The organism is Mesorhizobium sp. M0514 (assembly GCF_040321145.1).
Classification (GTDB): domain Bacteria; phylum Pseudomonadota; class Alphaproteobacteria; order Rhizobiales; family Rhizobiaceae; genus Mesorhizobium.
Genome location: NZ_JAMYQZ010000087.1, coordinates 1 through 26386 on the forward strand (window position 1 = coordinate 1; position 26386 = coordinate 26386).

A 26386-nucleotide genomic window follows, 5' to 3' on the forward strand; every position below is an offset into this window, starting at 1 on the left:
CCGTCGATACCGGCGCCGGCTGCCTGTTCATCGTCAAGAACTATGAAGGCGACGTGATGAATTTCGACATGGCCGGCGAAATGGCCGACGGCGTCCTGCAGGTGGTGATCAATGATGACGTCGCCGTCGAGAATTCGTCCTTTACCACCGGCCGGCGCGGCGTCGCCGGCACGCTGGTGGTGGAGAAGATCGTCGGCGCCGCCGCCGAGCAAGGCATGGCGCTGGCGGATCTCAAGGCGCTCGGCGGTCGCATCAACAGCGCGACGCGTTCGATGGGCGTGGCGCTGACCAGTTGCACGGTGCCGGCGGCGGGCAGGCCGACCTTCGAGATTGGTGATGGCGAGATGGAATTCGGCGTCGGCATTCATGGCGAGCCCGGCCGGCGTCGCGACACGTTGAAAAGCGCCGATGCGATCGCCGAAGAGATTTGCGCCGCGATCCTGGGCGATCTCGGCGACAGGGCGAAAGGCCCGGCACTGTTGTTCATCAACGGCTTTGGCGGCACGCCGCTGATGGAGCTCTATCTGATGTACAACAGCGCCCGAAACATCTTCGAAAAACAGGGCGTGACGGTGACCCGCTCGCTGGTCGGGTCCTACGTGACATCGCTCGACATGGCCGGCTGCTCGATCACGCTGACCATGCTGGATGACGAGGCAACGTCAATGTGGGACGCGCCGGTGCACACCGTCGCGCTGCGCTGGGGACTGTAGCGGAGAGGCTGGTTCTGCCATCACACGCTGGCTTCATGCATGCTTTTCTGCAACATACGCTCCTCTGAGTTGGTTGTTTGACGCAATTCCGGACGGGAATTGCTGATGTGGGCGAACGCAATCCGGGTTTGATGCTGCCATCTCTTGCGCCTGCCGATGAAAAACTGCTGCTGACCTTCGCCGACCCGGAGGCGACGGTTGCCATTGGCCGTGACGTTGCTGCCGAAAGCTTGCTGGCACTGCTCGCCAATGCCGAGTTCCACGGCGTGCTGCCGATCATGCTGCGCAAGCTCAGCGAGATCGGCGACGCCCAACTGCCTGCGGACGCAGCCTTGCGGCAAAAGCTGTCGGAACTGCGTGATCGCTCGACGCTGGCGACCGGCCAATCGATGCTGCTGCAATATCATGGCGACCGCATCATGAAGGCGCTTGCCGCCGCCAGCGTGCCGGCGCGCATCGTCAAGGGGCCTGTCTTCACCCGCAAACTCTACCGCCACGCCGCCGACCGGCCTTTCACCGACATCGACATTCTGGTCGAGCCGGCCAGCATCATTGAAGCCAACACGGTGATTGCCGGATGCGGCTTTGAACTCTGGAGCGAGGAGACGCAGTCGCAGGATCTGCAGGAGTTCAAGTGGCTGGAGAAGGAGAATACCAGCCTGCTGATCGAACTGCACGGCAACCTGGTGCATGATTCCGGCATGCGGCGGCGGCTGTCGCTGGGCTTTCGCGAATTGCAGATCATCGACGGCAGCGAGGCCGACACGCCGGCCGCGCTGCTGACCATCGCCATTGTCCACGCCGCCGGCGGGCACAAGTTCCACCGGCTGCAGCTTTGCGTCGATGTGCTGCAGGGCGTGCGCGCGCTGCGGTCGCCCGCGGATGAAGACCGGCTTTTCGAGGCGGCGCGCATCAGCGGCATCGAGCTCGAACTGGCGACGGTTCTCAATGTGACGGGGCGGCTGTTTGATGCACCGCGCGCGATCGAACTGGCCGACCGCATCAAGCCCGACCTCTCGATATTTTTGGCCAAATGGCTGATCACCGGCGATACGCTGCTCGGCGTCAATTCCAGGGACAAGATGCATTCGCGCCTGCGCCGCGACGCCTTCCGCTGGATCCAGCGCCTCGCCAGGCCAAAGCCGCATTCTGCCTGAAGTGTGCTTTAGTCCCGCGCCGCCAGCGCCGAGCGGATCAGCGGGGCCGCCTCGGCCGGGTTCGCGCCGACTTCCAGGGTAAAGGTCGGGACGGCTTTGACCAGCGTTGCGATGGTTGCCATGCGGCGCTTCTGCGCCGGCAAAAGGCCGGTCATGCCGGTCCTGACATTGTCGGTGGCAAGCGCCACCATGGCGTCTGTCCTGGTCATGGGCACGAGCCGGGTTTGCGCGTCCGCCGAGCGGGCGAGATGAAACAGTGCCGCAACCGGTCTGCCGACAGTTTCCTCGATGCGGATGATCTCGGCGAGACGTTCCAGCGAGACGGCCTGCTCGCCATTGGCGTCCCATTTGTCGCCAAGGCAAGGCGCCACGAAGGGCAGCATTGCCGCGGTGTGGCGGTGGACCTTCACCTTGCGCGGCAAGCCCCAGGCCGTGATGCCGCCACCGGCCAAAACCTTGAGGATCATGGCGTCATCCGAGCACAGGCCGAAACCTTGCGACGCCAGCGCCAGCGACGTCGTTGACTTGCCGGTGCCGCTCGGCGCATGGATCAGCACGAGCGCCTCGCGGCCGGGCAATGTCAGGCCGGCGGTGTGCAGCATGTGCTGGTCGCCGGCATCAAGTGCTGCATCCAGCACCATCATCAGCACCGTCCATTTGACCTTGGCATCGGGATGGACTCGTATCTCGGCCCAGCCTCCATCGGCATTGATCGAGACGGTCTGCAGGCCGGGAAAGACCAGATGAACGGTGCCACCACCGTCGATCAGCCGGCAATGGCCGTCCTCCGGCACCTCGCCGTCGAAAGCGAGTTTTCCGGCAGGCGATTCCGGTAACTCCCGCGTCTCGACGATGTCGACGCGGAAATCGGGCTCGACCGGCCCGCTCACGCGCAACGTGCCGAGCAAGAGGTCGAAGCTCGGCCAGAGATCGGCCCGCGAGGCCGATATGCTGATGACCTGGCCCTGGAGATCATAGCAGAAGGTGGTCGCCGGACCGGTCAAGCAGCGTGCGCCTTTCCGGCATCGGCGTGATGGCGATAGATCTGCACCATGCCGGGGAGGCTGTCCGAGACCACCGGGCGGCCATCGAGACAGACCCAGCAATGGGCAGACATACGCGGCGCCTGCATCGACTTCGGATCGACGCCGAAGCGCAGATCCGGATCGAAGCCGGCAAAGCGCAGGAAGCGGTGGGCGAGCAGGCCCTCGCGCAGGCATCTGCGGTCGCGCATCAGCCAGGGGTGCCGGACGGTCCGGTTGACGGCAGCGACGATGTAGGCTGACGACAGGCCGCGATAAGGGGTGGGTGCGCTGAGCGGCGCCCATTTCAGCACCGATTCGAAGCTGCGGCGGCCGATCAGGGTCGGCATCAGCCGCGCGCTTGCCCATAAATGGACACGAAACAAAGCGCGCAGGAGAACGCCGTCCACCATCAGGGAGCCGGGTCGGCGAGAATGCCTTCGCTCACCAGTTCGGCGGCCAGCGCCGCCATGTCCTGGTCGAGCGTGCCCTTGTCGACCTCGAACTCGTCAGACAACAGGACGACGATCTGGTCAAGGCTGCGGGCGCCGTCCACCTTGTCGAGAAAGGCTTCGGTGGTGCCGTTGCAGGTGTAAAGCTGGCCGCTGCGCGCCAAGAGCACGACGGCGCCATCGCCGACATGCTGGACCGAGGCGTCGTCCGCCAGCCGCAGAACCATTTCAGAACCGATTTGGGCCATGGAGCCCCTCCACCATTTTCCTGGAGAGCAGATAGCGCGGCGATGCGGGTCTGTCCATTGCGCGGACGAGAGGGAGAACAAGCCGGCCTGACCGTTCTGTGGCAATCCGGCAACGCCACCATCCTCACGACACAGGCAACCGAAGCCTAATGGAGACATCCAATTTCAGATTGTGGTAACTTCCACATCATTCAGAGCCTGAGAACGGGGAAGCACCCCAGAAATCGTCGGTGATTGCGGCTGGGAATCACCGCCGCAAACGGTCAAGCCAGCTATCTCGCAGGGTCAAGGTGTTGCTTTTCTTACCTAAAGTAAGCTATGGAGTCGCGGGGTTTTGGGAGAGCATTGGGTATGCGTTACAACTGGGAGCGGGCGCCGACCGCGTTCGAACGTCATCGAAAAGCGTTGGCAGCCGCCATATTGATTGCGGGTGGCGTCGGGCTGATGCTGGCGGCCTTGCCGCTTTAAGACTGATATCCGACACGAACGCCCTGCTTTCTCCGGGCGCATGAGCTTTTTCTGCCTGCCACAAGACGGGCCGCGGCTTAGCGTGCATGGCCGGTTACGGCGATGAAGCGGCGGTCGCGTCCTTCGAAGCCCTGGCTGAAGCGCTGCACCAGCACCGCCACTACCGCCGGCCTGCCGGGCGGGGTGTATTCGTAGGATTCCGACAGGCTGTAGGAAGTCGGGCAGTTGCGCGAGCCCGGCACGGCCTTGTCCTCGTGCAGCACCTTGAACGGCTTGCCGTCCTGCCCCTGCAGCGACAGGCGGAAGCCGCGCGCCTTGCCCGTCTTGGCGCCTTGAAGTTTCTTTTCGCCCTGAAGTGTCTTGTCGCTCGGAAGAGCCTGGTCGCTTGGCTTGGCGTCATCGAAGCTTGCCGAGCAGTCCGTCTTGCTGTCGGCCAAAATCTCATCGAGCTGGATGGTCGAAATCTGTGTTTCGCCATAGAACGGCGACAGCCATTTCTGCGCGGCCTGCTCGAGGCGGGAAATGTCGTTGTACTCGACCGTGTCGTCCGGGAAGGTGAACCTGTCGGAGGCCGTGCGCGTGCCGCGCTCGGCGATGCCGTATTTGGCCAGGATTGGCGCGGCCTGCTTTGCGGCCTGCGCCCGTGCCTGCTCCACCGTCGTGGTCGCCTCTTCCGATTCATCGAGGACAAGGATCGGCTTGCCGCCGACGAACTCGTCTGTGCTTGTGTCGATGATGTCGATCTGCGACCAGCCGGAAACGGCAGCGTCGAACTCGCCATATTGCTCGAAGGCGAAATATTTGCCGTCGGGGGAAAAGCCGATGATGCGCCGCGCGGCGGCATCGCCGGCCTGGGCGGCGGAAACGATCGTCAACAGCAGCGCTGCTCCAACGGCAGATCCAACCCCGTATCGTACCGTCATTGCGCGCCCTGCCCCGATTTCAAACCCGGCCATGGTGCCTGCAATTTATGGCCAAGGCGAGATCGGCCAAGCGCCAAATTTCGGGAAAGACATGGCATTTGGGGAAAGACGTGGCCGGGAAAACCCGCATAGGCTATTGCAAGATAGAGAGTTTTCCCGAGGAGGGATGAATGGCGTCACGCTACCACGAGGTCTATGACGGCTGGAAACGCGACCCAGAACAATTCTGGGCCGATGCGGCCGAGGCGATCGACTGGTATTCGCCGTGGACCAGCGTCTTCGATGCCAAGGCCGGCGTTTACGGGCGCTGGTTCAACGGCGCCAGCTGCAACACCTGCTTCAACGCTCTCGATCGCCATGTCGCAGGCGGCCGTGCCGACCAGATCGCACTTATCTACGACAGCGCGATCACCGGCACGGTCAAGAAATTCACCTATGCCGAATTGAAGCGCGAAGTGGTAGCGCTGACTTCGGTGCTCAAGAACCGCGGCATTCGCAAAGGCGACCGCGTCATCATCTACATGCCGATGGTGGCCGAAGCGGCGGTCGCGATGCTTGCCTGTGCCCGCATCGGCGCGGTGCATTCGGTGGTGTTCGGCGGCTTTGCCTCGCACGAGCTCGCCACCCGCATCGACGACGCCAAGCCGAAGCTGGTCATCTCCGCGTCCTGCGGCCTGGAGCCTGGACGTGTCGTGGCCTACAAGCCGCTGCTCGACAAGGCGATCGAAATGTCCCGCCACAAGCCGGACGCCTGCCTGATCCTGCAGCGCGACCAGCTGCGCTGCGATCTGAGGGAGCATTACGATATCGATTTTGCCGACGCCGTTGCCCGCGAGCGCGCCGCGGGCGCCAACGTCGATTGCGTTCCGGTGCTCGCCACCGACCCGCTCTACATCATCTACACCTCCGGCACGACCGGCCAGCCGAAGGGCATCGTGCGCGACAATGGCGGCCACATGGTCGCGCTCAAATGGACGATGGAAAACGAGTTCGGCGTCAGACCGGGCGAAGTATTCTGGGCGGCCTCCGATGTCGGCTGGGTGGTCGGCCATTCCTACATCGTTTACGGACCGCTGCTGCATGGTGCGACAAGCGTGCTGTTCGAGGGCAAGCCGATCGGCACACCCGACGCCGGCACCTATTGGCGGGTGATCGCAGAACACGGCGTGGTCGCGCTGTTCACCGCGCCGACGGCCTTCCGCGCCATCAAGGGGCAGGACCCCAAGGGCGAATTCGTGCCGAAATACGATCTGTCGAAATTCCGCACTCTGTTCCTGGCCGGCGAACGCGCAGACCCGGAAACCATCAAATGGGCGGAGCAGAAACTCAACGTGCCGGTGGTCGATCATTGGTGGCAGACCGAGACCGGCTCGCCGATGACCATCAACCCGGCGGGCCTCGGCCTGCTGCCGGTGAAATACGGCTCGCCCGGCGTGCCGATGCCGGGCTACGACATTCGCGTGCTCGACGATGCCGGCCATGAAGTGCCGCGCGGCACACTTGGCAATGTGGCGGTGAAACTGCCGCTGCCGGCCGGCTGCCTGCCGACGCTGTGGAATGCCGACGAGCGTTTCCGGCAAGCCTATCTCGAGGAATTTCCCGGCTTCTACAAGACGGCCGATGCCGGCATGATCGACGACGACGGCTACCTCTATGTCATGGCGCGCACAGACGACATCATCAATGTCGCCGGACACCGGCTGTCGACCGGAGCCATGGAGGAGGTGCTTTCAGCGCATCCCGATGTTGCCGAATGCGCCGTCATCGGCGTCGCTGACGCTATGAAGGGCCAGGTCCCGCTCGGCTTCGTCGTGCTCAATGCCGGTGTGTCGCGCGATACCGCTGCCATCGAAGGCGAAGTGGTGGGGCTGGTGCGCGAACGGATCGGCCCGGTCGCGGCCTTCAAGACCATGGTGACGATCAAGCGCCTGCCCAAGACGCGCTCCGGCAAGATCCTGCGCGGCACCATGCAGAAGATCGCCGACAAGGAAGAATGGACGATGCCGGCGACTATCGACGATCCCGCCATTCTTGACGAGATCACCGCGGCGCTCAAAGCCCGCGGCATCGGGGTCTGACGGCCCCAGTGGCGTTGTTCCAGCGATCCAGGCCCCCCCGGCCGGCGCCGCGCGAGCGCCTGGAAATGGATATGGACGACACCGTCGTCTACGCGATCGGCGACGTGCATGGCTGCTACAAGGAATTGCTGTCGCTGGAGCAGAAGATCCAGCTCGACGCGCTGCAATTTCGCGGCCGCAAGATTATCGTCATGCTCGGCGACTATATCGATCGCGGGCCGCAATCGGCGCGCGTGCTCGACCATGTCTTGGCGCTACCGCCAACAGGGTTCCTGCGCGTCTGCCTGGCGGGAAACCACGAAGTGGCGATGCTGAACTATCTCGACGGATATCTGTCGCGGGACCGCTGGCTGGCGGTCGGCGGCCGCGAGACGCTGTTTTCCTATGGGGTCGATCCGGCGCGGCTTGCCAGCCTCTATGCCTCGAGCGACGAGGTCGACCGGCGCGTGAAGGAAGTCATTCCGGCCAGCCATATCGACTTTCTGCGCAGCCTGCCGGTGCTGCTCTGTTCGGATAAATTCGTTTTCGTCCATGCCGGCATCAGGCCGGGTATCGACCTGGTCCAACAGGATGAGCAGGACCTGCTCAACATCCGCGACGAGTTCTTCAACGCCGCCCATCTGCTCGACCGCTTTGTGGTGCATGGGCACACGCCGGTCGATATCCCCAGGCTTGACGGGCGAAGGCTCGGCATCGACACCGGCGCCTTTCAAAGCGGCCGGCTGACAGCGCTCAGGATCGCGGGTAAATTCGGCAAGCTGATCTTTTCCTGACCTGCCGTTCTTCGTTTGAGCGTGATCCTTTCCGAAAACCGGATCCGCTTTTCCGGATCACGCTCCTTTTCAGGATCGCGCTCCGTTCAGGCGGCGGTCTTGGCCCGCACGTCCGATTTCTCCAGATAGTAGGTCGAATAGCGGTCGAAGAACTTTTCCGAGCCGCCGAGCGAGCCGTATTTCGGCAGCTTCTTCAGATCGACCTTGTTGAGCACGGCGCCGACGACCTTGCTTGCGACGTAGGGTTCCTGCTCCAGCAGCGAGCGCACCATGGCGCGCGGCGTGCGGCCCCATTCGGCAACCAGCACGAAGCCGTCGACCAGCGGCGCAAACGCCTTGGCGTCGACCACGGGGCCGAGCGGCGGCAGGTCGACGATGATGTACTCGAACGTCTCCTTGGCGTTGTCGATGAAGCGCCGCATGCCGGCCGACGACAGCAGCTCGCTGGTATGCGAGAACTGCCCACGCAGCACGGCCGGGATGATCGCCAGCTTGGTCTGGCGGTCGACCTTGCCGACCGACTGCCAGGTCTGGCCGTTGACCACGGCCTCCATCAGCCCCTGCTCGGCCTCCATGCCGAGGTTGCGGCTGAGGCCAGGATTGCGCAGATCGGCGTCGATCAAAAGCGTCTTCGAGCCGTTGGCGGCCAGCAATCCGGCGAGATTGGCGGCGACCGTAGACTTGCCCTCGCCGGGCAGGACCGAGACCACGCCTATGACCCGGCTGCCTTGCCCTTCCATGACGACGTCGAAGGCGATCTTGGCGTTGCGCAGCGTTTCGGAGAACATCGATGCCGGCGCATCGACGCTGACCCGCATGCGCGCCCGTTTCTCGGCCGCCGACAATGTGTTGGCGCCTTTGGCATCCGCCGCACCGCCGTCGGCGTCCTTGCCGAGCCTGCCGCCGATCATCGGCAAATAGCCGAGGAATTTGAGGCCGACGCGATCGCGAATGTCCTCGCCGGTCCTGAAGAAGCGCTCGTTGAACTCATTCAGGCCACCGAAGCCGGCGCCAAGCAGCACGCCAAGCACCAGCGACAGCGCCAGCACCCTGGAGGTGCGCGGGCTTGAGGCGGAAAGCGGCGTTGAGGCATCCGAGATGATGCGGACCTTGCCGACCGGGAAGGATTGCTGCTGCGAGGCCTCCTCGTAGCGGCTAAGGAAGGTCTGGTAGAGCGTGGTCAGCGCCTGCGCCTGCTGGTCGAGTTCGCGCAGTTTGACCTGGCTCTGGTTGTCGATGGAGCTCTTGCCGGCCGCGTCGGCGATCTTCTGCCTCAGTGAGGTCTCGCGTGAAAGCGCGACTTCATATTCATTGCGATAGCTTTCGGTCAGTTGCTTCAACTCGCCGAAAATCTGGGTCGACAGGTCGGCCTTTTCCTTGGCCAGCGCCACCGCCTGCGGATGGTCGGCGCCGAAATTGGCCGTCACGTCCTGCAGCCGCTTGGCCACTGCGAGATAGCGGGTCTTGAGCGTTGCAATGACGGAGCTTGCCGGCTGATCGCTTGAGATGGCGGAATCGTTGAAGGCATTGTCCGAGCCGCTTTCGACGATGGTCTTGTATTGCTGATAGCGGGCGCTGGCGCGCGCCGTATCGGCCTGCGCGACGATCAGTTGCGCGGTGAGATCGGCAATCTGCTTGTCGCTGATCAGCTGGCCGTCGCTGTTGGCGGCCAGACCATGCTCGGCCCTGAATTTCTCGACCGCCATAGCGGCCGCCTGTGAGTTCTGACGAAGCTCGGTCAGCCGGCCCTGCAGCCAGACCGCAGCGCGCTCGGTGGCGTCGAAGCTGGCATTGAGCTGGTCGGCGAGATAGGCGTCGGCATAGGCCTTTGTGATGGCGGTGGCGAGCGCCGGATTGGTCGACTGGTAACCGATGGCGAGCACATAGGAGCGGCCGTTGCGCTGCGCCAGCACCTCGCTCTGCAGCTTCAGCACGGCATAGTCGTGGCGCGCCGTCTGCATCATGGCCTGGCGTGTCGCCTCATCGACGTTTTCCATGCCGGGAATCTGCTCGGCGGAACTTGAGCGGAAATAGCCGATCACGCCGCGCACGAAGCCGATGCCCTTGACCAGCGCCGATTGCGGCGGGTTCATGAACTCTGCGTTCTGGTCGAGTTTCAGCTTGTCGACCACCACCGAGGCCAGCCGCGCCGAGGTGATGATTTCGATCTGGCTGAGCAGGGCGGCGTCGGTCTGCATGGTGACGGATGCAGCCGAGATGTCGTCGATGACCTTGTTCAGGCCTTCGTCGATCAGCACGCTGGCGACCGACATGTATTGCTTGGGCGTGGTCTGCAGATAGAGCAACCCCAGGAACAGGCCAATGATGGCGCAGACCGCCACCACCTTGACCTGACGCGCCGCCATGCCAAGCAGGCGCTCGACGTCGATGAAGTCTTCACCCTTTTCCTGATCGGGGTTGGGCAATGGCATCCTCTTGTCGAGAGGAAAGCTGGCATAATTCATCTTCGATCCAATTCTAGGTTACAGGCGCCGGAGCGAGACGGGTCAGGTCCCACCTCGTCCGAAGCTGCGGAGATCGGGGGCAAGATATGCAACGCAAGCTTCATGCCATCCGGCGCCGGGCCTGAGCGGCCAGGCGTGCAGGCATGAGCCGCGCCATCGTCCAAACGCATATGCCCTCGAGAGATGGGCATTATGCGGCCACTTCCTGACGCTCATGCGACCGCACGAACGCCTGCAGCATTTCCAGCACAGGTCCCTTCATGTCGTCGCGCGCCAGCGCGAAGGCGATGGTCGCCTCTATGAAGCCTTCCTTGGAGCCGCAGTCGAACATGCGGCCATTGAAAGGCTGGGCAAAGAAAGACTGGCTTTTCGCCAGCCGCACCATGGCATCGGTAAGCTGGATTTCATTGCCGGCGCCGCGCTTCTGGTTGCCCAGCAGCGAGAAGATCTCGGGCTGCAGGATGTAGCGGCCGTTGATGTAATAGTTCGACGGCGCATTGGCCGGCGCCGGCTTTTCGACCATGGCCGTCACCTCGAAGCCGCTGCCTGTCTCGGCGCCGCGCCCGACGATGCCGTATTTGCTGGTCTCGCTGGGATCACAGCGCTCGACGGCGATCACATTGCCGCCGGTCTGCTGATAGAGATCGACTGTTTCAGCCAGGCAACCTCGGCGACCGAACGACACCATATCGGGGAGCAGCAGGGCGAAGGGCTCGTCGCCGATGACTTCGCGTGCGCACCACACCGCATGGCCGAGACCATGTGGCGACTGCTGGCGGATGAAGCTGGTGGCGCCGGCCACGGGCAGCATGCTTTCGAGCGCCTCCAGCTGGGTCTTCTTGCCGGTTTGTTCGAGCGTTCCAATCAGTTCGGGGTGCAGGTCGAAGTAGTCCTCGATGACAGCCTTGTTGCGGCCGGTGACGAACACGATGTGCTCGATGCCGGCTTCGAAGGCCTCGTCCACCGCATATTGGACGACCGGCCGGTCGACCACGGGCAGCATCTCCTTCGGAATCGACTTGGTTGCCGGCAGGAACCGTGTTCCAAGCCCCGCCACAGGGATGACTGCCTTCCTGATTTTCTTCATCGCAAATTCCTTCTGAGCAGATCGATTTCAGCCTGTTGCAGGCCACGAACAAACGTCTTCATGTACTCGCCCTCCTTACCTCTCCGCGCCGACGGCAAACTGCGCCGCCACCCTTTTGAGGCGGACGGCGATCGGCATCGACATGTGCCTGACAGCCGCCGGATCACTTAGCGCGGTGCGTATCGCTTTCAACGGCGAACGCGCCTTGATGTGCTGGACCAGCGACAGGAACGATGCCGCCTTGCGCAGGCTGCGGGCGCGTTTGGCGAAGGCGGCCGCAGCAGCAGCGTCCATGGAATTGGTCTCGGCGAAGACCGCGTCGGCCTTGCGCATCGCCTCGATATGGTGAAGCTCGAGCACGCGCGAGATCGAGCCCGTGCGGATGTGGTAGATATAGCCGGTCGTCGGCTCGACGACGCATTTTCCGCTCTTGGCCAGCGCGTTGGCGAGCAGGATGTAATCCTCGCCTATGCTCAGACTTTCATCATAGCGAAGCCCGTTTTCGATCAGGAAACGGCGCTGGAAGATCGGCTTGAGATAGCCAAGGTTGAACGTGGATTCGAAAACGATGTTGCCAGCGATGTAGTCGGCGAGCGTGATTTCACGCAGGCCCTCCAGATATTCGGCGGGAAACATCGTCGCTTCGGCAATGCCGTCCTCGCGCACCACCTGGAGGTTGTCGACGGCGATCACAGCGCCCGCGCTTTCGGCCCGCGCGATCATGGCAGAAAGCCGCCCGGGCAGGACGGCATCGTCGGAATCGAGCACCGCGACCCAGCGGCCGGAAGCCAGTTCGAGCCCGGCATTCCTGGCGCCGCCAGGGCCACGATTTGCCGGCAGCGCAACCACTTTGACGACATCTTTTGGATAGGCTCTTGCGACGTCGAGCGTGTTGTCGCGCGACTGGTCATCGGCGACGATGATTTCGACGCTGACATCGCGCTGGGCCATGGCGCTTGCGATCGCCCGGTCGAGCGTGGCCGCGGCATTGTAGGCTGCGATGACAAAGGAGACGTCAGGCTGCACGCTTGCCTCCTTGCTGCGGGGAAGACAGTCCGTATTGGCGAATTTCGCTGATACCGACCAGGCCGCTGACGACGCCGACATGCATGATGCCGCGCAGCACGCTGCGGTTGCGGCGGACCGGGCTAATCGCGGTCAACGCCGCCATGCCGAAGCAATAGACGGCCTTGGCCGAGGCAAGGCCGACAGCCTTCGCACGCTCTATCACGCCTGCGTCATGGCCGATGAGGTGGCCATGCGTCTGGCCGAAGCGGAAGCGGCGGCGGCGCAGCCAGTCGAAAGCGGCTCGCGAACGCGGCACGACTTCCTCGACCCACGCCTCCGGCGCAAAGGCGATGCGACCGCCTGCCTTGACCATGCGGTCGAAGAATTCGGTGTCCTCGCCGCCGCTCTGGCCGCGCGCCAGGCTGAAACGACGGTCGCGCAAGCTGTCGGCGCTCATCCTCAAAAGGACGTTGCAGGTGTAGCCGGTGCGGATTTCGCCCTGCACCCAGACCGGCAAGGTCGAATGGAAATCGCCCTTGCGCATCCAGTCCGGCGCATCCGGGCGGTAGAGCGCCCGCACCGGACCGAGCACGGCCTCGGCGCCGCTTGTCTCCGCGATAGCAATCAGTTCGGCCAGCCATTGCCGGGAAGCGGTTTCATCGTCGTCGATGAAGGCGACAAAATCGGCCGTGCTGGCATCAAGACAGGCGTTGCGGGCAACCGAGATGTTGCGCACCGGAGCGTGCCGGTAGCGGGCCACGAGCTTCAATTCGCTCGCCAGCGCGGTCACCAGCGGCTCGGCGGTCGGCTCGTCGTCATTGTCGGCGACGATGACGCCGATGCCGAAACCGGCAGGCATATCCATGGCAGCGAGCGACCGCAGCGTGTCGGCCAGTTCCGGCCGCCGGAACGTGCAGACGCAGATGTCGATTCGGCGGCTGTCGGCGACCATCATGCCACCCCGCGCTGCGATCGCGAGCCGAGCAGTTGCAGCCAAAACCCGAGCGACCAGCCGAAATGCATGACCATCGCCGAAATGCCCGCCAGCACATTGTTGGGATTGCGCTGGCTGATGGCGGTCACAGCGCCGTAGCCCAGACAGACCGAAGCCCAGACCAGCAGCGGCACCGCCGCCAGCCAGTGGATAAAGGAAAATACCGCGAGAAGGACGACCGGCGCCACCAGCAGCGGGATCATCTGCCGAACTTTCGGGATCATGCGGTGCTTGAGCACATTCTTGGCGCGGCCGCGGCCATAGCCGAGATATTGGAAATACAGGCCCTTCAGCGACGAACGCGGATAGTAGACCATCTGGGTCTTGCCGCTCATCCAGATGCGGTAGCCTGCCCGGCGCAGGCGGTAGTCGAGTTCGGCATCCTCATTGTGGCTGAAGGTCTCGTCATAGCCGCCGACCGCGGTGAAGGTCGAGATCCGGATCAGCGCGTGATGGCCATGGTCCACCCATTCGCCGGCCGAGAAGTGCCGATGCTTGGAGCCGCCGGTGCCGAGCTTGGAATTCTGCGCCGCCGCGACCGCTTTCTGCACCGCGCCGCTGCCGCTGGTCAGCATCGAGACGACGACCGAATCGGCTGAAGTGGCGAGCGCCTCCTCGACCAGCCGGTCGCAATAATGGGCGGGATAGCCGCCGTGGGCATCGATGCGGATCAGGTATTCGGCGCCGTCACCGAGGCTGGCGACGGCGAGATTGATCGCCGCGCTCTGGATACGTTTTGGGTTGTGCAGGAGGACGACCTGAGGGTCCTTGGCCGCAACCGTTTCGACAATGGCCAAAGTACCATCGGTGCTGCCGCCATCGGCAACGACGATGCGGGCGCCGAGCCTTAGCGCTGCCGGCCTGAGCTGCTCGAGCAACGCGCCGATATGGGCTGCCTCATTCAGGCACGGAATGACGATCAGGCTTGGCGGCAGCGCTTCGGTTTGCGTCATCGGCGCCTTCCCATGCTCTGTATTTTTCCCATCATCAGCCATCGCTAAGCCAGCGCTTCGGTGACGAAGGGACCGGGGACCGCCGCCAGACCGCGCAGCCTGTCGACAAAGGCGCGGCAGTCGCTGCGGTCGTAGCTCCAGGTTCGTGGGTTGCGGGCCAGCACACGCGCCTTGGCCTTGCCGAAGTGCTCCTGGTCCATGCGGCCGAGCGCGGTTTCCAGGATTTCGGGCGTGGCATCGGAAAGCAGGACGCCAATGTCCTGCTGGTCGAGAAAGCGCCCGGTCTCGGTATTGCCCATCGAGATCGGCACGGCGCCGAAGCGGCAGCCCTCATAGAGGCGGTTGGGCAGCAGCCATTCCGAATTCTGCCCTTCCTCGAAGAAATCGATCGCCCAGGAAAAATGCACTTCGCCGTAGATCGCGGCCATGTCTTCCGGGTTGCGGTAGGGGCCACGAAAGGAGAGATAGGGTTCGGCCTCGACAAAAGCGTGGAAATCCGGGAATTCCGAGAGTGCCGGACGGCCCCGGAGGACGACCTCGAAGCGCCCGCCCTGACGGCGCGTGAAGTCGGCCAGCAGCTCCAGCGAGCGGCGGCAGCGCAGCGCGCCGAACCAGCCGATGCGCCACGGGGGTGCTGCAGGGTTTTCGGCCTTTGACCTGTCATCCAAGGCGATCGGCGCGGTTTCGAAGTATTTGTTTTCGACCAGTTCCACCGGTGCGGCGACCTGCCCGAACGGCTTGAAATAATTGGCGATGAAGGCCGGTGAGCTCGTCACCAGAAGCTTCACGTCGCGGGCGAGATAACGCTCCGCTGTGCGCAGTGCTTTGCCCAGCATGTCATTGCGCAGCACCAGGCGATGGATGTCGAGGCATTCGTAGACGATCGGCACGCCGCCGCGAAAGGCGGCCTTGGCGCGCCTGGCCAGCGCCAGCATTTCCAGATTGCGCGCGATGATGAGGTCGGGCTTCGGCATCGCCGCAAGCTTCGAGCCTATCGACAGCGCCGCCTTGGCGACCGCCGCCAGACGCTGGCCGAATCGGCCGTCACGCGTCGCGCCGAGGTCGACCGGCTGCAGCCCGTCGACGTCGGGAACAGCATTTGTGGTCCGACGGAAGCCGGCCAACGTGACCCGCGCGCCGCCTGCCTTGAGCATTATGATCCGCCGGCGCACCGCCGGGTCGGAAACATCGTGCACAAGGTACAAGACATGCAGCATGAAAACTCGACCGCTGTTGGCCCACCCAGGGGAATGCTAACCCAGCTTTTGCTGCATCGCAACATTTTTGGTGCGCCGTAGCATAAGTGCACGTTTTTTGTTGCACTGCAAAATTGATGCGTTACCCTCCGTCGGGCTTGAGCGCCGCTCTGGCTGGTCACCCAGCCCGATGCAGCGATGGATTGTGACGCGAGCCGCATCGGGATCGTCCTGGCGTGGGTATTTTCGGTCACCATGCCCGTCCTAGGCACCGCAGGCCACGCCGCGGAATCTGCTGACGAAATGAGGTATCCCATGAAGATCGTCGTTGAAAACACAGTCTGCCTGAATACCGGGGATGCGGCGATTCTGCTGGCGATCCGCCACATTCTCAAGACGATCGTGCAAGGCGACGTGCGGTTTGCCGTCTTCGACAGCCAGCCCGAGGTTGCGGAACGACTCTATCCGAAGACGGATTATCCCGACCTCGAATTTCATAAGCTGCTGTCGGAATCCCTGTTCCGATACAAGAATGGCAGCGGGCTGAGGGACCGGTTCAAGCCGATCTACAATCGGCTCGTTCTCCAGGCCCTGCGCTGGTTTGGCAGCAGCGCGCTAGGCAATTTTTTCAGCCATCGCGACCGGCGCGGTCTCGATATCTACGCCGACGCGGACATGGTGGTCACCACAGGGGGAACCTATCTCGTCGAGAACTACAATCTCGAACGACGCCTCAATCAGTTCAGGCTCGATGCCGTATTTGGCAAAGATCCGGTCTTCTTCACGCAATCCCTCGGTCCGTTCGACAAAAGTTACAACCGCCAGGAGCTCGGCCCGATCTTTGACCGCAGTCCGCTCATCCTGTTGCGCGACGAACGGTCGCGGACCCATATCCGGGACTTGGTGAAGGATCTCGGCAAGTGCCACGTGGTGGCCGATGCCGTATTCGCCTTGGCCGATACCGACAGGATCCGCAAGCGTCTCGCTTCCAGCCAGCCGCCGGCGTCGACGGGCCGCGTCGCTATTTCGGTCCGCCACTGGAACTACGTCAGCGACGGTGAGGGCGGCATGCGCCGCTATCTGGATTCGGTCCGCGAGATCGCCACAATTCTTGTCAGGGACCTTGGCAAGGAGGTGACCTTCGTCTCCACGTGTCAGGGCGTGCCGGAATATGCCCATGACGATTCCAAGACCGCACAGGCCATCGTTGCCGAGCTCGATCCTGAGATCGCCAGCCACGTGACAGTGGACGCTTCGTTCCACACGCCGGACCAGTTGATGGCGCTGGTGAAGGGCTTCGACTTCGTCGTCGCGACGCGCATGCATATGATGATCATGTCGCTTTGCGTCGGCACGCCGGTGCTGCCGATCGCCTACGAGTTCAAAACCAAGGAAGTGGCCAAGCGAATCGGTGTCGACGATGTGCTGCTCGACATCGACACCGTGACGCCCGAAGAGGCGCGCGAAAAGCTCGGCCGGTTTGCGGGAGATCTCGACCGCTATCGCAAGACAAGCCTTCAGGCCGTGCTCGAAGAACATGCTTCGGCAATGTCGGCCACAAACCTGCTGGCGCCGCTGATCGCCGGCCGCTCAGCGGATATTGCGCGCGGCGTTGGACAGGGTGGTGAACAAAGCGCGTCGCGACTGCGGGACGGCAAGCATGAAAACGATACCGATGCCGTAGTTGAGGGCAAGCGCCAAAAAGACCGCGAGCAGGTCTGACTGGCCCGTTAGAGACGCCGGCAACCACAGGTACAGGAACCAGGCAAGCAGGGACGAGGCGATGAAAAGCCCCTGCATGAGCAGGAAGTCGGCGGCGGTCACCGGACCGACGCGATGGACCAGTAGCGCCAGCACGGGAACGCGCAGCACGTAACCGCTGATGGCATAGGCCGCGGCAACGCCGACGGCGCCCCAGTGCAGGCCAACGACGAAGGCAGCGACGGTCGTCAGCGACGAATAGATGCCCCAATGGAACATGGTCTTCGTCTTGCCCTGACAGATGAATATCCATCCCGTCGTGCTTGAAACGGACTGGACCAGGCTGGCGATGCCCAGCCAGGCAAAGATCGGTGCGACCGGTGCCCAGCCGGCGCCGAAGAGAAGTCCGACGATCTGATTGGAGGTCAGCGTCAGCGCCGCGATGCCCGGCATGGTAACGGCCGCCAGCATCCAGTTGGTGCGCACATAGATATCGCGAAAGCGGGCCTTGTCATCGTGGATGCGGCTGAGCAGCGGCACCATAACCCGTGTCAGCGGCTGGTTGATGTTCTGCAGCGGGAACAACAGGAGCTTGTAGGCGCGGTCGTAATAGCCGAGTTCGATCGCACCGGAATATTTTCCGATGAGAATGTTGTCGAGATTGCGCGAGAAGAAGTTGGCGAGGTTGAAGCCGGTCAGGTTGGCGCCGAACGACAATATATCGGCATCGACCTTCAGGTCCGGCCGCAAAGGCGTCCAACGCGCCACCAGCCAGGCGGCAGCCAGGGCGATAGCTGCCGAAACCGCCGGGCCGATGACCAGCGACCAGTAGCCCAACCCCGCATAGGCCGCGATTGTGGCGGCCAGAAGTCCGGCGGCGGCGCTTATCACGTCGTTCAGTGCGAGCTGGCCGAACTGCAGGTGCCGGTTCATCAACGCCAGCGGCACTGCGGCGAGACTGCCGAGAAGCAGCGGCAGGGCGGAGCCAAGGGTGATGCCGGACATACGTTGATCGCCATAGAACGCGGCGATGGCAGGCGCCAGGCCGGCCACTACCACGGCACTACCCAGCCCGACGAGCGCGCTGATCCAGAACACCTGGTTGAGCTGCTGGTTGCTGATGTCCTTGCGCTGAACCACAGCCTGCTGCAGGCCCAGATTCTGAAGCAGCCCGACGAAGGCCACGATCGGCCCGACGGAAGCCACCAGACCGAAATCCTCGGGGACGAGCAGACGGGCCAGCACGATGACGGAGAGAAACTGGATCGCCATCTTGAAGCCCTGGGCGCCGATGGTTACCAGCCCGCCGCGCAGGGCGACACGACCGAACTGGGGGGGCGGATTGGCGTTCATGCAAGCGACCTCGTTTCGCCAAGCCGCATGGCGATTTCCACGAAATGTTGGTTCAGCAGATCGGAGTTGAACTCGGCCTCGATCTTCTTGCGCGCCGCGAGAGCGATCTCTTCACACGGCTTCGGATTCTCGGCGATCCAGGCAAGCTTTCCGGTCAGCGCCGCAACGTCCCGCTCAGCCACGAGAAAACCCGTCTTGTGATCGTCGATCAGTTCAGGGATCCCGGAATGATATGTGCTGACCACCGTCAGGCCGGCGGCCATCGCTTCCATCAGCGAAACCGGAATGCCTTCCAGATCGCCATCGCGGGCGCCGACGCTGGGCAGCAGGAACACATGCGCATCGCGCAGACGCTGTTTGACTTCGCTGTGCGGCCGGGGCCCAAGAAAATTCACCCTGTCGGCAATGCCGAGCTCTGCGGCGATCCCCTTCAGCTCCTCGAGAAGTTCTCCGCCGCCGATCACCGAGTAGATCCAGTCTCGCCGCGGCAGGCCAGCAAGCGCGCGAAGCGCATATTCGATGCCCTTCTTTTCAGTCAGGCGGCAGACCGAGATGAAAGAGAGCGTAGCCTGCTCCCATGAACGCCACCGATAGTCGATGTCACTCGGCCGCACCCCCATATGGTGAACCACAACCTGCTCCGGCGATGCACCGACCTCAATCAAGGCATCGCGGAAAAACGCATTCACCGGCAGTTGAAGAACGCCCTTTTCGAACACAATCTTGTAGCGCGCGAGCGTATTGTCATGCAGCGGTTCGCCGACATCACGGCCGTGAAATATCGTCACCAGGGGAGCGGAAATCCTCCCGCGCTTGATGGCGCGGGCCACGCGCATGCCGTTGTTGCCGAAATGGGCAACGATGACGTCGGCGCCCTGCAGTTTTCGCGCATGAGCAATGTCGATGGCGGTCGAGAGCTTGTCCCAGAACCTGCCGGACCACTTCCTGAGCAGCGGGCGATAGCGACCCAGGCCACCCCACCAGCATACGACCTTTCCTGGCAACGCCTGCCAGCGCGGATCATCGATGTTGCTGTCCCTGCCGAAGGACGTCTCGTTGCAGACGACGCCGACTTCCATGCCGCGCTCAAGGCATCCGGCTATCTGGTCGAGAACAAAGGTTTCGGACAATGAGGGAAACTTGTCGACTACAAAGCAGATCTTCATCGGCAGGATGCGCTCGTCCGGGGAGCCGGTGTCCCTTTGACAAAAGCCGGGCCGAAGACAGGGTGGCGGAAGCACAAGACATGCAGCATGGAACTCTACCGCTGTTGGCCCACCCGCAGGAACGTTAGTACAGGTCTTGCTGCACTGCAACATTTTTGGTGCAGTGTAGCAAGATTTCCCTCAGCTTGGCGTGCCTGCCGATCAAACGCAGAGCAGCAGTGTCAGCCGGCAGATGAAGGATCCGCCAAGCCCTCGGAAACGCCGACATGACCGGTGGGTGCATGCGCAGGGCTCGATGTGGCCAGTTGGGTAACGATCTGCGCAAAACGTTCATTCAGAACATCTGCGTTGAAGTCCTCCTCGACTTTGCGGCGTGCGGCAAGCGCGATACGCTCGCATTCGGTCGGGTGCTCCGCGGCCCAGGTAAGCTTGCCGGCAAGCGCTGAAATATCTCGCTCGGGCGCAAGCAACCCCGTCTCCCCATCCTTGATGAGCTCCGGGATTCCCGAATGATACGTGCTGACCGCAATCAATCCGGCGGCCATGGCCTCCATGAGCGCGACCGGAATGCCTTCCATATCCCCGTCGCTGGCAGTGATACTTGGCAGCAAAAAGAGATGCGCCATGCGAAGCCGTCTTTTCACCTCTGCGTGAGGGAGGCTGCCGAGGAATGTTACGCGACCAGCCAAGCCCAGCTCTACGGCCAGCTTCTCCAGATTCATCCGCAGAGGACCGTCGCCAACAATGTCGTAACGCCAGTCTAGCTGCGGCTGGGAGGCCTTGAGGGAGGCCAGGGCTCGCAAGGCGAACTCGACGCCTTTCTTTTCGACCAGGCGGCAAACCGTCGTCACGACCAGTTGGGTGCCTTCCCACGATTCCCAGCGATAGCCGATTTCGCGGGTGTCAATTCCCATATGGTGGACCGTCGTGCTCGCCTGGGACAGGCCGGCTTCCAGCAGCATCGTGCGGAAGTAATCGTTGACGGGCAGGTTCAGGGTCCCATGCTTGGTCAGCCCGGCATATTGTGTCGCGAGCACTGCCTGCCGCGCCGGGATCGCCACGTCCGCGCCGTGAAAGATGGTTATGATCGGTGGTTTGAGCACCTTCCATTTCTTCAGTGCGGCTGCTCTCTCGCCGTTCTGTCCGAAGTGGGCGACAATCACGTCGCAGCGGTTCAGGCGGCGTGCAAAGGCGATGTCGAGAACGGTCGAGGCCTTGTATCGCAGACGCGGCGGCAGACGCTGTACAAATTTGCTGATTACAGCGGCCCATCGCCACCAATGTCGGGTTCTGGCGAGCAGCGTCGCCATCGGCTCGCTTTGCCGGTCAATTCGGTGGTCACCTTGCATCTTTTCGCAGACCACTTCGACCTGAAAGCCCCGCGCCAGCAGCCCAGCCATCTGGTCCACGACGAAGGTTTCCGAAAGCAGAGGGAATTCGCCGACGACAAAGCCCACGCGCATGACCCGCCCATAAGGTTGGGGCTTGCTCGGACCAAGCGGTCCATATCGCACAAGCCCTAATGTAGACAGGCAGAATACACGTTGATTGCTGCAGTGCCACAAAATATTGCACTGCAGCAATTAAAAGTGATCCGGACGGGCGCACGACGCCTGGACCTGGCTAACGGGAACTTTGCGCGACCACGGTCGTGCAGCGTCTCAGCTGAAATGCAACACGACGCGTTTAGGCTGCGCGCTCCAAACCGACACGTCTTGCGCGGTCGAGAACGCCCATGAACGTTGCGAACTGGCTGTCGGGGTTCATTTGCCGCCGCTCCGAAAACTGACGTGCTGTCGCTGACAGCCGCTTGTACTCGGCCTCATCGCTCCACAGCCGCCTGATCGTTGCGACCCAGTCGGCGAGCGGGGCGTCGTAGTCCAGTACCACGCCGCCGGCGCCGATCGCTTCCGGCAGACCGCCGCGCCGCGAGCCGACCACGGGAATGCCACTACAATGCGCTTCCGAGGCCACCCGGCCCCAGGCTTCTTCCCATTTGCTGGGCGCAAGCAGGATTTTCGTGCGGCCGTAGACCGTCTTCATGTCGCTGGTGCGGCTTTCCAGCTTGACGTTCTGGAGGGGAGAGATTGTTGCTTCGATCCGGGCTCGATGATCGTCGTCGAGCTTCCAGCTTTCGACGAACAGGAACGGGATCTCGGGACAGGCGGCGGCAATGCGCACCGCAAGATCGAAGCCTTTTTCCTCATATGGATTGATGAGCGTGACAAATTCACCGGTCGTCGGTGTGCTGTAGAACGCGGGATTGATGGTCGGCGGAATAACCGTCGAATCGATATCGAATTTTGCCTTATAGGCGCGCGCGGTGAACTCGGAGTTGGCGATATAGACCGCCGAATGGAGCTCACGCAGATCGCCGGCCAATTCGTCGAATTCGACATTCCTCAGATAGACGGTCAGCGGCACGCCAAGCCTCTGCAGCTCTCTGCCGATCGGCACCGAATTGTGGCACTGCACGACCGCGACATCCGGCCTCAACTTTTTGACGGCGAAGTCGGCCGCTTCCCAGGGGAACCACGCCCGTACAACCGGATAGCCCGGGAAATTGTCGATGACCGCGCGCTGACGAAGGAGCTTCATCTTGGCGCGCGCCCTGAAGCCGAACATGCCGTCGCCGAACAGGGCTGCCAGAACGGATGCCTCGTGACCGTTTTCGCGCAATTGCTCGACCAGGTGGTGGGTGCTCGACTGGACGCCCCCGCTGAATTGCGGCGTGTAGCCGGTGCCGCCTGCAAACAGAACTTTCATGAACCTGGCTCCGCGTTGTGCCGCCCTGCCTTCACGCCGCCATCCTGCCGATCGAGAAATACTCGATGCCGTGACGGGCGATGACCTTGGGATCATAGAGGTTACGGCCATCGAAGATGACCGGCGTGGTCAGGGCATCCTTCACCGCGTCGAAGGACGGGGCGCGGAAACTCTTCCATTCGGTGGCGATCAGCAACGCGTCGGCGCCGCGCAGTGCCGCCTCCTTGGTGCCGCACAACAAAAGGTCGTCGCGCAGGCCGTAGATGGCCTGGCATTCCTGCATCGCCTCGGGGTCGTAGGCCTGCACATTGGCGCCGGCCTGCCACAGCGCCTCCATCAGGACGCGCGCCGGCGCCTCGCGCATGTCGTCGGTGTTGGGCTTGAAGGCGAGGCCCCAGAGCGCGAAGGTCTTGCCCTTGAGACTGCCCTTGAAATAACGGTGCACCTTGTCGAACAGCACCGACTTCTGGGCATTGTTGCGCTCCTCCACGGCGCGCAGCAGCTTGGCGTCGAACTTGACACCTTCGGCGGTCTTGATCAGCGCGCGGACATCCTTGGGAAAGCACGAACCGCCATAGCCGAGGCCGGGATAGATGAAGTGGTAGCCGATGCGCGGATCCGAGCCGATGCCCTTGCGTACCTCCTCGATGTCGGCGCCGAGCTGCTCGGCCAAATTGGCCATTTCGTTCATGAAGGAGATCTTGGTCGCCAGCATGCAGTTGGCGGCGTACTTCGTGAATTCGGCGCTGCGCACGTCCATCACGATCATCTTCTCGTGGTTGCGGTTGAACGGCGCGTAGAGCTCCCGCATCACCGCCTCGGTGCCCTCGCTGTTGGTGCCGACAATGATGCGGTCAGGCTTCATGCAGTCGGCGACGGCGGAACCCTCCTTGAGGAACTCAGGATTGGAAGCGACGTCGAAAGCCAGGTCCTGGCGCCCGCGCGCCTTCAGCGTCGCGGCGATTTTGGCCTTCACCTTTTCGCAGGTGCCGACCGGCACGGTCGACTTGCCGACGACGATCTTGGGACCGTCCATCTCGCGGCCGATGGTCTCGGCCACCGCCAGCACATATTTGAGGTCGGCCGAACCATCTTCGCCGGGTGGCGTGCCGACCGCAATCATCTGGATCTCGCCATGCTTGACGCCGGCGGCGGCATCGGTGGTGAACTTGATGCGGCCGGCGGCGTGGTTCTCCTTGACCAGGGCCTCCAGTCCCGGTTCGAAAATCGGCACCAGGCCCTGGTTGAGCCGCTCGACCTTCTTTTCATCGACATCGACGCACACCACCTGGTGCCCGACCTCCGCCAGCACCGCGGCCTGCACGAGACCGACATAGCCAATTCCAAAGACCGTCAAATTCATTCGGGTTAATTCCTGTTCACGCCCTTTGGCCTTATATAGCCGGGCCGGTTCAGATCTACTTTATGCTGCTTACACTGCATGCCAGCGATTCCGGAAACTGGCACGGCTGGCCGAGCGCGGTGAAGGCGACGCGCTGCACCTGCATCGTCACCTGGCGGCCGGGGTCGGAAAAGGCGCCCATCCAGTTTTTCAGCGTGTCGCTGCCCCAGAGGCTGAAGAATATCTTCTGCGAGTGGGTCGGCAATTGCTCGGGATTGGTCACTTCCTGGACCAGCTTGCCGTTGACGTACCAGCGCAGCCGGTCCTTTTCCCAGATAAAGGCATAGTCGTTGAAGCCCTTGTCGGCGCCGCCTTCGACCTCGGCCAGCTTCTCGTTCTTGGGCTTGCCGGCGATGTAGCTGTTGACCTGCACCTTGGATGTATCCTTGGTCAGCACCTCGAAGTCGATCTCATACCAGGGCTGTTTGTCGGCAGGGCCGATATAGGTGAAGAAAGCGGCGTTGAGACCGGATCCGGTGTCGGTCTTCATCCGTGCTTCATAGGTCCCATAGCCGAAGCGCTGCTTGGTCTGGATCTCGGCGCAGGCGAACTCGCGGTCCTTCAGTTTGCGCTTTTCGAAGCCGAGCGTCAGCATGTTGTCGGAAAATTTTACCAGGCTTTTCGACCAGGTGCAGTTCTGGTGATTGCCGTTCGACCAACCGTCGGAGACATACCAGCGCGAACGATCGAAACTCTTGAAATCGTCGACGAAGGACGGTGCGCTTTGCATCTCCGGGGAGGCGTCCTGGGCGCGGGAGGGGTGGGCGGCGCCGAGCAGAGCTGCGGCTGCCGCCAACAGAAGCGCACCAACGGATAGAAGACGCGTTGGGTTTACAAGACGCATTGGCCGATTTGGCCGCGTCGAAATCATGGCATCGATTGCCGCCATGGGCGTCGTCTTCGGATCTGCGTTCATATCAATTCACCTTTGTGCTGTTCCGCCCCAACCCAAAGTCACCGATTGGCCCACATTGCTAACGGGCCGATCCCGATCCTCCGTCCCCGAACTTTCTCTTCTGTGTCTCGTGTGACCGTATTCAGCCGAAGCGACCTGCGGGTTTGACATATTCCCCGTGCGAATCAGAACTCTGGCCATCCTCGCCGACGATCGCGTCGAGTGAATGACGCAGTTCCTTCATCCGGCTCGTCTGGCGCACCAGCTCGGCGATGCGCTGTTCGCAGTTCAGGATGGACTTCGTCAGCTCGCCGACTTCCGACAGCTTGCGTGCCGACGCCGAGCCGTTCTCCATCGACTCGACCAGGAAGGCCGCGTTGGTGGACTTCGACCGGTAGCGGGCCTCCAACCCGGTCTTCTCGGCCGCAATCTCGGCCGTGATCTGATCCAACAGCTTTGCCAGACGGTCGAAACGCGCCAGATCGGTCTGCTTGTCGCGCGCTGGGTCCCTGGACCTGAAGCCGAAAATTGAAGCCATCCGGTTGGCCTTCCAAAATTGCTGCACCGCAACATACAGTGCCATCGTCGGGGCGTGTAGGCAACCTCCGAGTTTCAGAAAGGCAATTTTTTCAGCCTTGCGGCCGCCGTCCCGGACTTGGCGGAGCCTACTTTTGCGCCGCCGTGTTGGTAGCGGCCATGAGGAAGCGCAAAGGCGGCACCGGCTGCTGCCGCGGGGACAGACCGGCGTGGCGAAACAACGCATCGAGCTTGTCGGCGGCCACGCCGACAACGATGGGAATGAAGTTCGACTGGCTGGCCAGCGCATAGGCGGCGGCAGACGCCATGCCGCGCTCGGCCTTCACATCGAGGAAATTGCGCAGCCGGTATTTGTCACGCACATGCCGCTCGTGCTTGCGTAGCAGGGCCTTGGAGCCTTCCGGCAGGCTGTCGATCTCGAGCAGTGCCAGATCCGCATCGGCGAGGCGCTTCAGATCCTGTGTCTTGTGGCGCCCGCTCAACGAATCGGCGCGCACGATCGCGCCATAGCCGCAGGAACGGATGACCTTGAAGCGTGCGCCAAGGGCAAAGGCGCGAGCGTAGAGTTCGTAATCTTCGCCGAGACGCAGGTTCTCGTCGTAACGCAGCCCATGCCTGTCGAGGAAAGCTCTTGATATCACCGGCTTGAGAAAGCCGAGTTCGCCGCGCTGGACACGCCGTCTGGAGATGTTGCCCTCGATGAATCGCTCGAAGTCGAGGAATTCCGGGTCCGCCGAAAAGGACGGGGCGACGATCTTCGAGACATCGGTCGCCGTATCGTCACGGATCAGCATGATGTTGTCGGCGGCGAAATCCCAGTCGGCGCTGGCAAACAGCTGGCGAAACCGTCCCTGAAGGAAGAAATCGTCGGCGTCGAGAATGCTGATGAAAGGCGATTTCGACCCGGCAATGGCGGCGTTGCGGGCGAAGGACGGGCCGCGATTGGCGTCGAGCCGGATGACCGAAAGCCGGCCGCTGCCATCATCGGCAGCGCTGGCCACCTTTGCGGTGTCATCGGTGGAGGCGTCG

The 26386-nt window shown here is 62.6% G+C and carries 22 protein-coding genes and 1 pseudogene; 5 read left to right on the forward strand and 18 right to left on the reverse strand.

What is annotated here, in order from left to right:
- Together NKI61_RS26530 and NKI61_RS26535 are read left to right on the forward strand one after the other, a co-directional pair.
- Positions 1-713, forward strand: a 713-nt coding sequence (locus NKI61_RS26530) for a dihydroxyacetone kinase subunit DhaK (protein WP_352841635.1), incomplete at its 5' end; no start/stop codon positions are given.
- 131 nt (positions 714-844) lie between these two features.
- A complete protein-coding gene (locus NKI61_RS26535; protein ID WP_352624125.1) occupies positions 845-1870 on the forward strand; it encodes a nucleotidyltransferase family protein in 1026 nt (341 codons plus the stop codon).
- 8 nt (positions 1871-1878) lie between these two features.
- Here the strand turns inward: NKI61_RS26535 and NKI61_RS26540 are convergent, their stop codons facing one another.
- The 4 genes from NKI61_RS26540 to NKI61_RS26555 all read right to left on the reverse strand — a co-directional run bounded on the left by NKI61_RS26540 (position 1879) and on the right by NKI61_RS26555 (position 4935).
- Positions 1879-2874, reverse strand: coding sequence for a phosphoenolpyruvate carboxykinase (ATP) (locus tag NKI61_RS26540; protein WP_023694189.1), 996 nt, complete (start codon positions 2872-2874; stop codon positions 1879-1881).
- On the reverse strand, positions 2871-3305 hold the full coding sequence (locus NKI61_RS26545) for a lasso peptide biosynthesis B2 protein (RefSeq protein WP_023668789.1): 435 nt from the start codon (positions 3303-3305) through the stop codon (positions 2871-2873). The genes NKI61_RS26540 and NKI61_RS26545 overlap by 4 nt, the downstream gene beginning before the upstream one ends.
- Positions 3305-3592 carry a PqqD family protein gene (locus NKI61_RS26550; RefSeq protein ID WP_023684213.1) on the reverse strand — a complete coding sequence of 96 codons (288 nt, stop codon included), beginning with the start codon at positions 3590-3592 and terminating at the stop codon, positions 3305-3307. The genes NKI61_RS26545 and NKI61_RS26550 overlap by 1 nt, the downstream gene beginning before the upstream one ends.
- 545 nt (positions 3593-4137) lie before the next feature.
- Positions 4138-4935, reverse strand: a complete 798-nt coding sequence (locus NKI61_RS26555; RefSeq protein WP_352841637.1) for a DUF2259 domain-containing protein — start codon at positions 4933-4935, stop codon at positions 4138-4140.
- 218 nt (positions 4936-5153) lie between these two features.
- On the opposite strand from NKI61_RS26555, the gene NKI61_RS26560 reads away from it, so the two are divergent.
- Entirely contained in the window at positions 5154-7061 is a 1908-nt protein-coding gene (locus NKI61_RS26560) for a propionyl-CoA synthetase (RefSeq protein WP_352841639.1), read from the forward strand.
- A gap of 71 nt (positions 7062-7132) precedes the next feature.
- Entirely contained in the window at positions 7133-7834 is a 702-nt protein-coding gene (locus NKI61_RS26565) for a metallophosphoesterase family protein (protein WP_352841641.1), read from the forward strand.
- A gap of 86 nt (positions 7835-7920) precedes the next feature.
- On the opposite strand, the gene NKI61_RS26570 is transcribed toward NKI61_RS26565, so the two are convergent.
- From NKI61_RS26570 to NKI61_RS26595, 6 genes are all read right to left on the reverse strand, one after another.
- A complete protein-coding gene (locus NKI61_RS26570) occupies positions 7921-10299 on the reverse strand; it encodes a polysaccharide biosynthesis tyrosine autokinase (protein WP_023689994.1) in 2379 nt (792 codons plus the stop codon).
- Between the two features lie 190 nt (positions 10300-10489).
- Positions 10490-11386, reverse strand: coding sequence for a UTP--glucose-1-phosphate uridylyltransferase GalU (galU, locus tag NKI61_RS26575; RefSeq protein WP_352841643.1), 897 nt, complete (start codon positions 11384-11386; stop codon positions 10490-10492).
- A 75-nt stretch (positions 11387-11461) separates the two neighbouring features.
- Positions 11462-12412, reverse strand: coding sequence for a glycosyltransferase family 2 protein (locus NKI61_RS26580; RefSeq protein WP_023752395.1), 951 nt, complete (start codon positions 12410-12412; stop codon positions 11462-11464).
- A complete protein-coding gene (locus tag NKI61_RS26585) occupies positions 12402-13346 on the reverse strand; it encodes a glycosyltransferase family 2 protein (protein WP_502899923.1) in 945 nt (314 codons plus the stop codon). Before NKI61_RS26585 ends, NKI61_RS26580 begins: the two co-directional genes overlap by 11 nt.
- Positions 13346-14341 carry a glycosyltransferase family 2 protein gene (locus NKI61_RS26590; RefSeq protein ID WP_352841648.1) on the reverse strand — a complete coding sequence of 332 codons (996 nt, stop codon included), beginning with the start codon at positions 14339-14341 and terminating at the stop codon, positions 13346-13348. Before NKI61_RS26590 ends, NKI61_RS26585 begins: the two co-directional genes overlap by 1 nt.
- Before the next feature lie 44 nt (positions 14342-14385).
- Positions 14386-15558 carry a glycosyltransferase gene (locus NKI61_RS26595; protein ID WP_352841651.1) on the reverse strand — a complete coding sequence of 391 codons (1173 nt, stop codon included), beginning with the start codon at positions 15556-15558 and terminating at the stop codon, positions 14386-14388.
- A 294-nt stretch (positions 15559-15852) separates the two neighbouring features.
- Here NKI61_RS26595 and NKI61_RS26600 point away from each other — a divergent pair.
- Positions 15853-16902 (forward strand): annotated as a pseudogene (locus NKI61_RS26600) (polysaccharide pyruvyl transferase family protein); the annotation flags it as partial.
- Positions 16903-17127: 225 nt separating this feature from the next.
- On the opposite strand, the gene NKI61_RS26605 reads toward NKI61_RS26600, so the two are convergent.
- The 8 genes from NKI61_RS26605 to NKI61_RS26640 form a co-directional block, all read right to left on the reverse strand.
- On the reverse strand, positions 17128-18591 hold the full coding sequence (locus tag NKI61_RS26605) for a lipopolysaccharide biosynthesis protein (RefSeq protein ID WP_352841653.1): 1464 nt from the start codon (positions 18589-18591) through the stop codon (positions 17128-17130).
- Positions 18588-19757 carry a glycosyltransferase gene (locus tag NKI61_RS26610; RefSeq protein ID WP_023684225.1) on the reverse strand — a complete coding sequence of 390 codons (1170 nt, stop codon included), beginning with the start codon at positions 19755-19757 and terminating at the stop codon, positions 18588-18590. Before NKI61_RS26610 ends, NKI61_RS26605 begins: the two co-directional genes overlap by 4 nt.
- Positions 19758-19978: 221 nt before the next feature.
- Positions 19979-21220 carry a glycosyltransferase gene (locus NKI61_RS26615; protein WP_023736210.1) on the reverse strand — a complete coding sequence of 414 codons (1242 nt, stop codon included), beginning with the start codon at positions 21218-21220 and terminating at the stop codon, positions 19979-19981.
- A 223-nt stretch (positions 21221-21443) separates the two neighbouring features.
- Positions 21444-22523: a glycosyltransferase gene (locus NKI61_RS26620; protein WP_023668804.1), complete on the reverse strand. Its 1080-nt coding sequence runs from the start codon at positions 22521-22523 to the stop codon at positions 21444-21446.
- A gap of 31 nt (positions 22524-22554) precedes the next feature.
- Positions 22555-23886, reverse strand: a complete 1332-nt coding sequence (locus NKI61_RS26625; RefSeq protein ID WP_023668805.1) for a UDP-glucose dehydrogenase family protein — start codon at positions 23884-23886, stop codon at positions 22555-22557.
- 55 nt (positions 23887-23941) lie between these two features.
- Positions 23942-24841 carry an endo-1,3-1,4-beta-glycanase ExoK gene (gene exoK / locus NKI61_RS26630; protein ID WP_023668806.1) on the reverse strand — a complete coding sequence of 300 codons (900 nt, stop codon included), beginning with the start codon at positions 24839-24841 and terminating at the stop codon, positions 23942-23944.
- A gap of 121 nt (positions 24842-24962) precedes the next feature.
- Positions 24963-25358, reverse strand: coding sequence for a cytochrome P450 family protein (locus NKI61_RS26635; RefSeq protein ID WP_023668807.1), 396 nt, complete (start codon positions 25356-25358; stop codon positions 24963-24965).
- Between the two features lie 127 nt (positions 25359-25485).
- The coding region (locus tag NKI61_RS26640) for a glycosyltransferase family 2 protein (RefSeq protein ID WP_352841656.1) at positions 25486-26386 on the reverse strand (901 nt) is incomplete at its 5' end.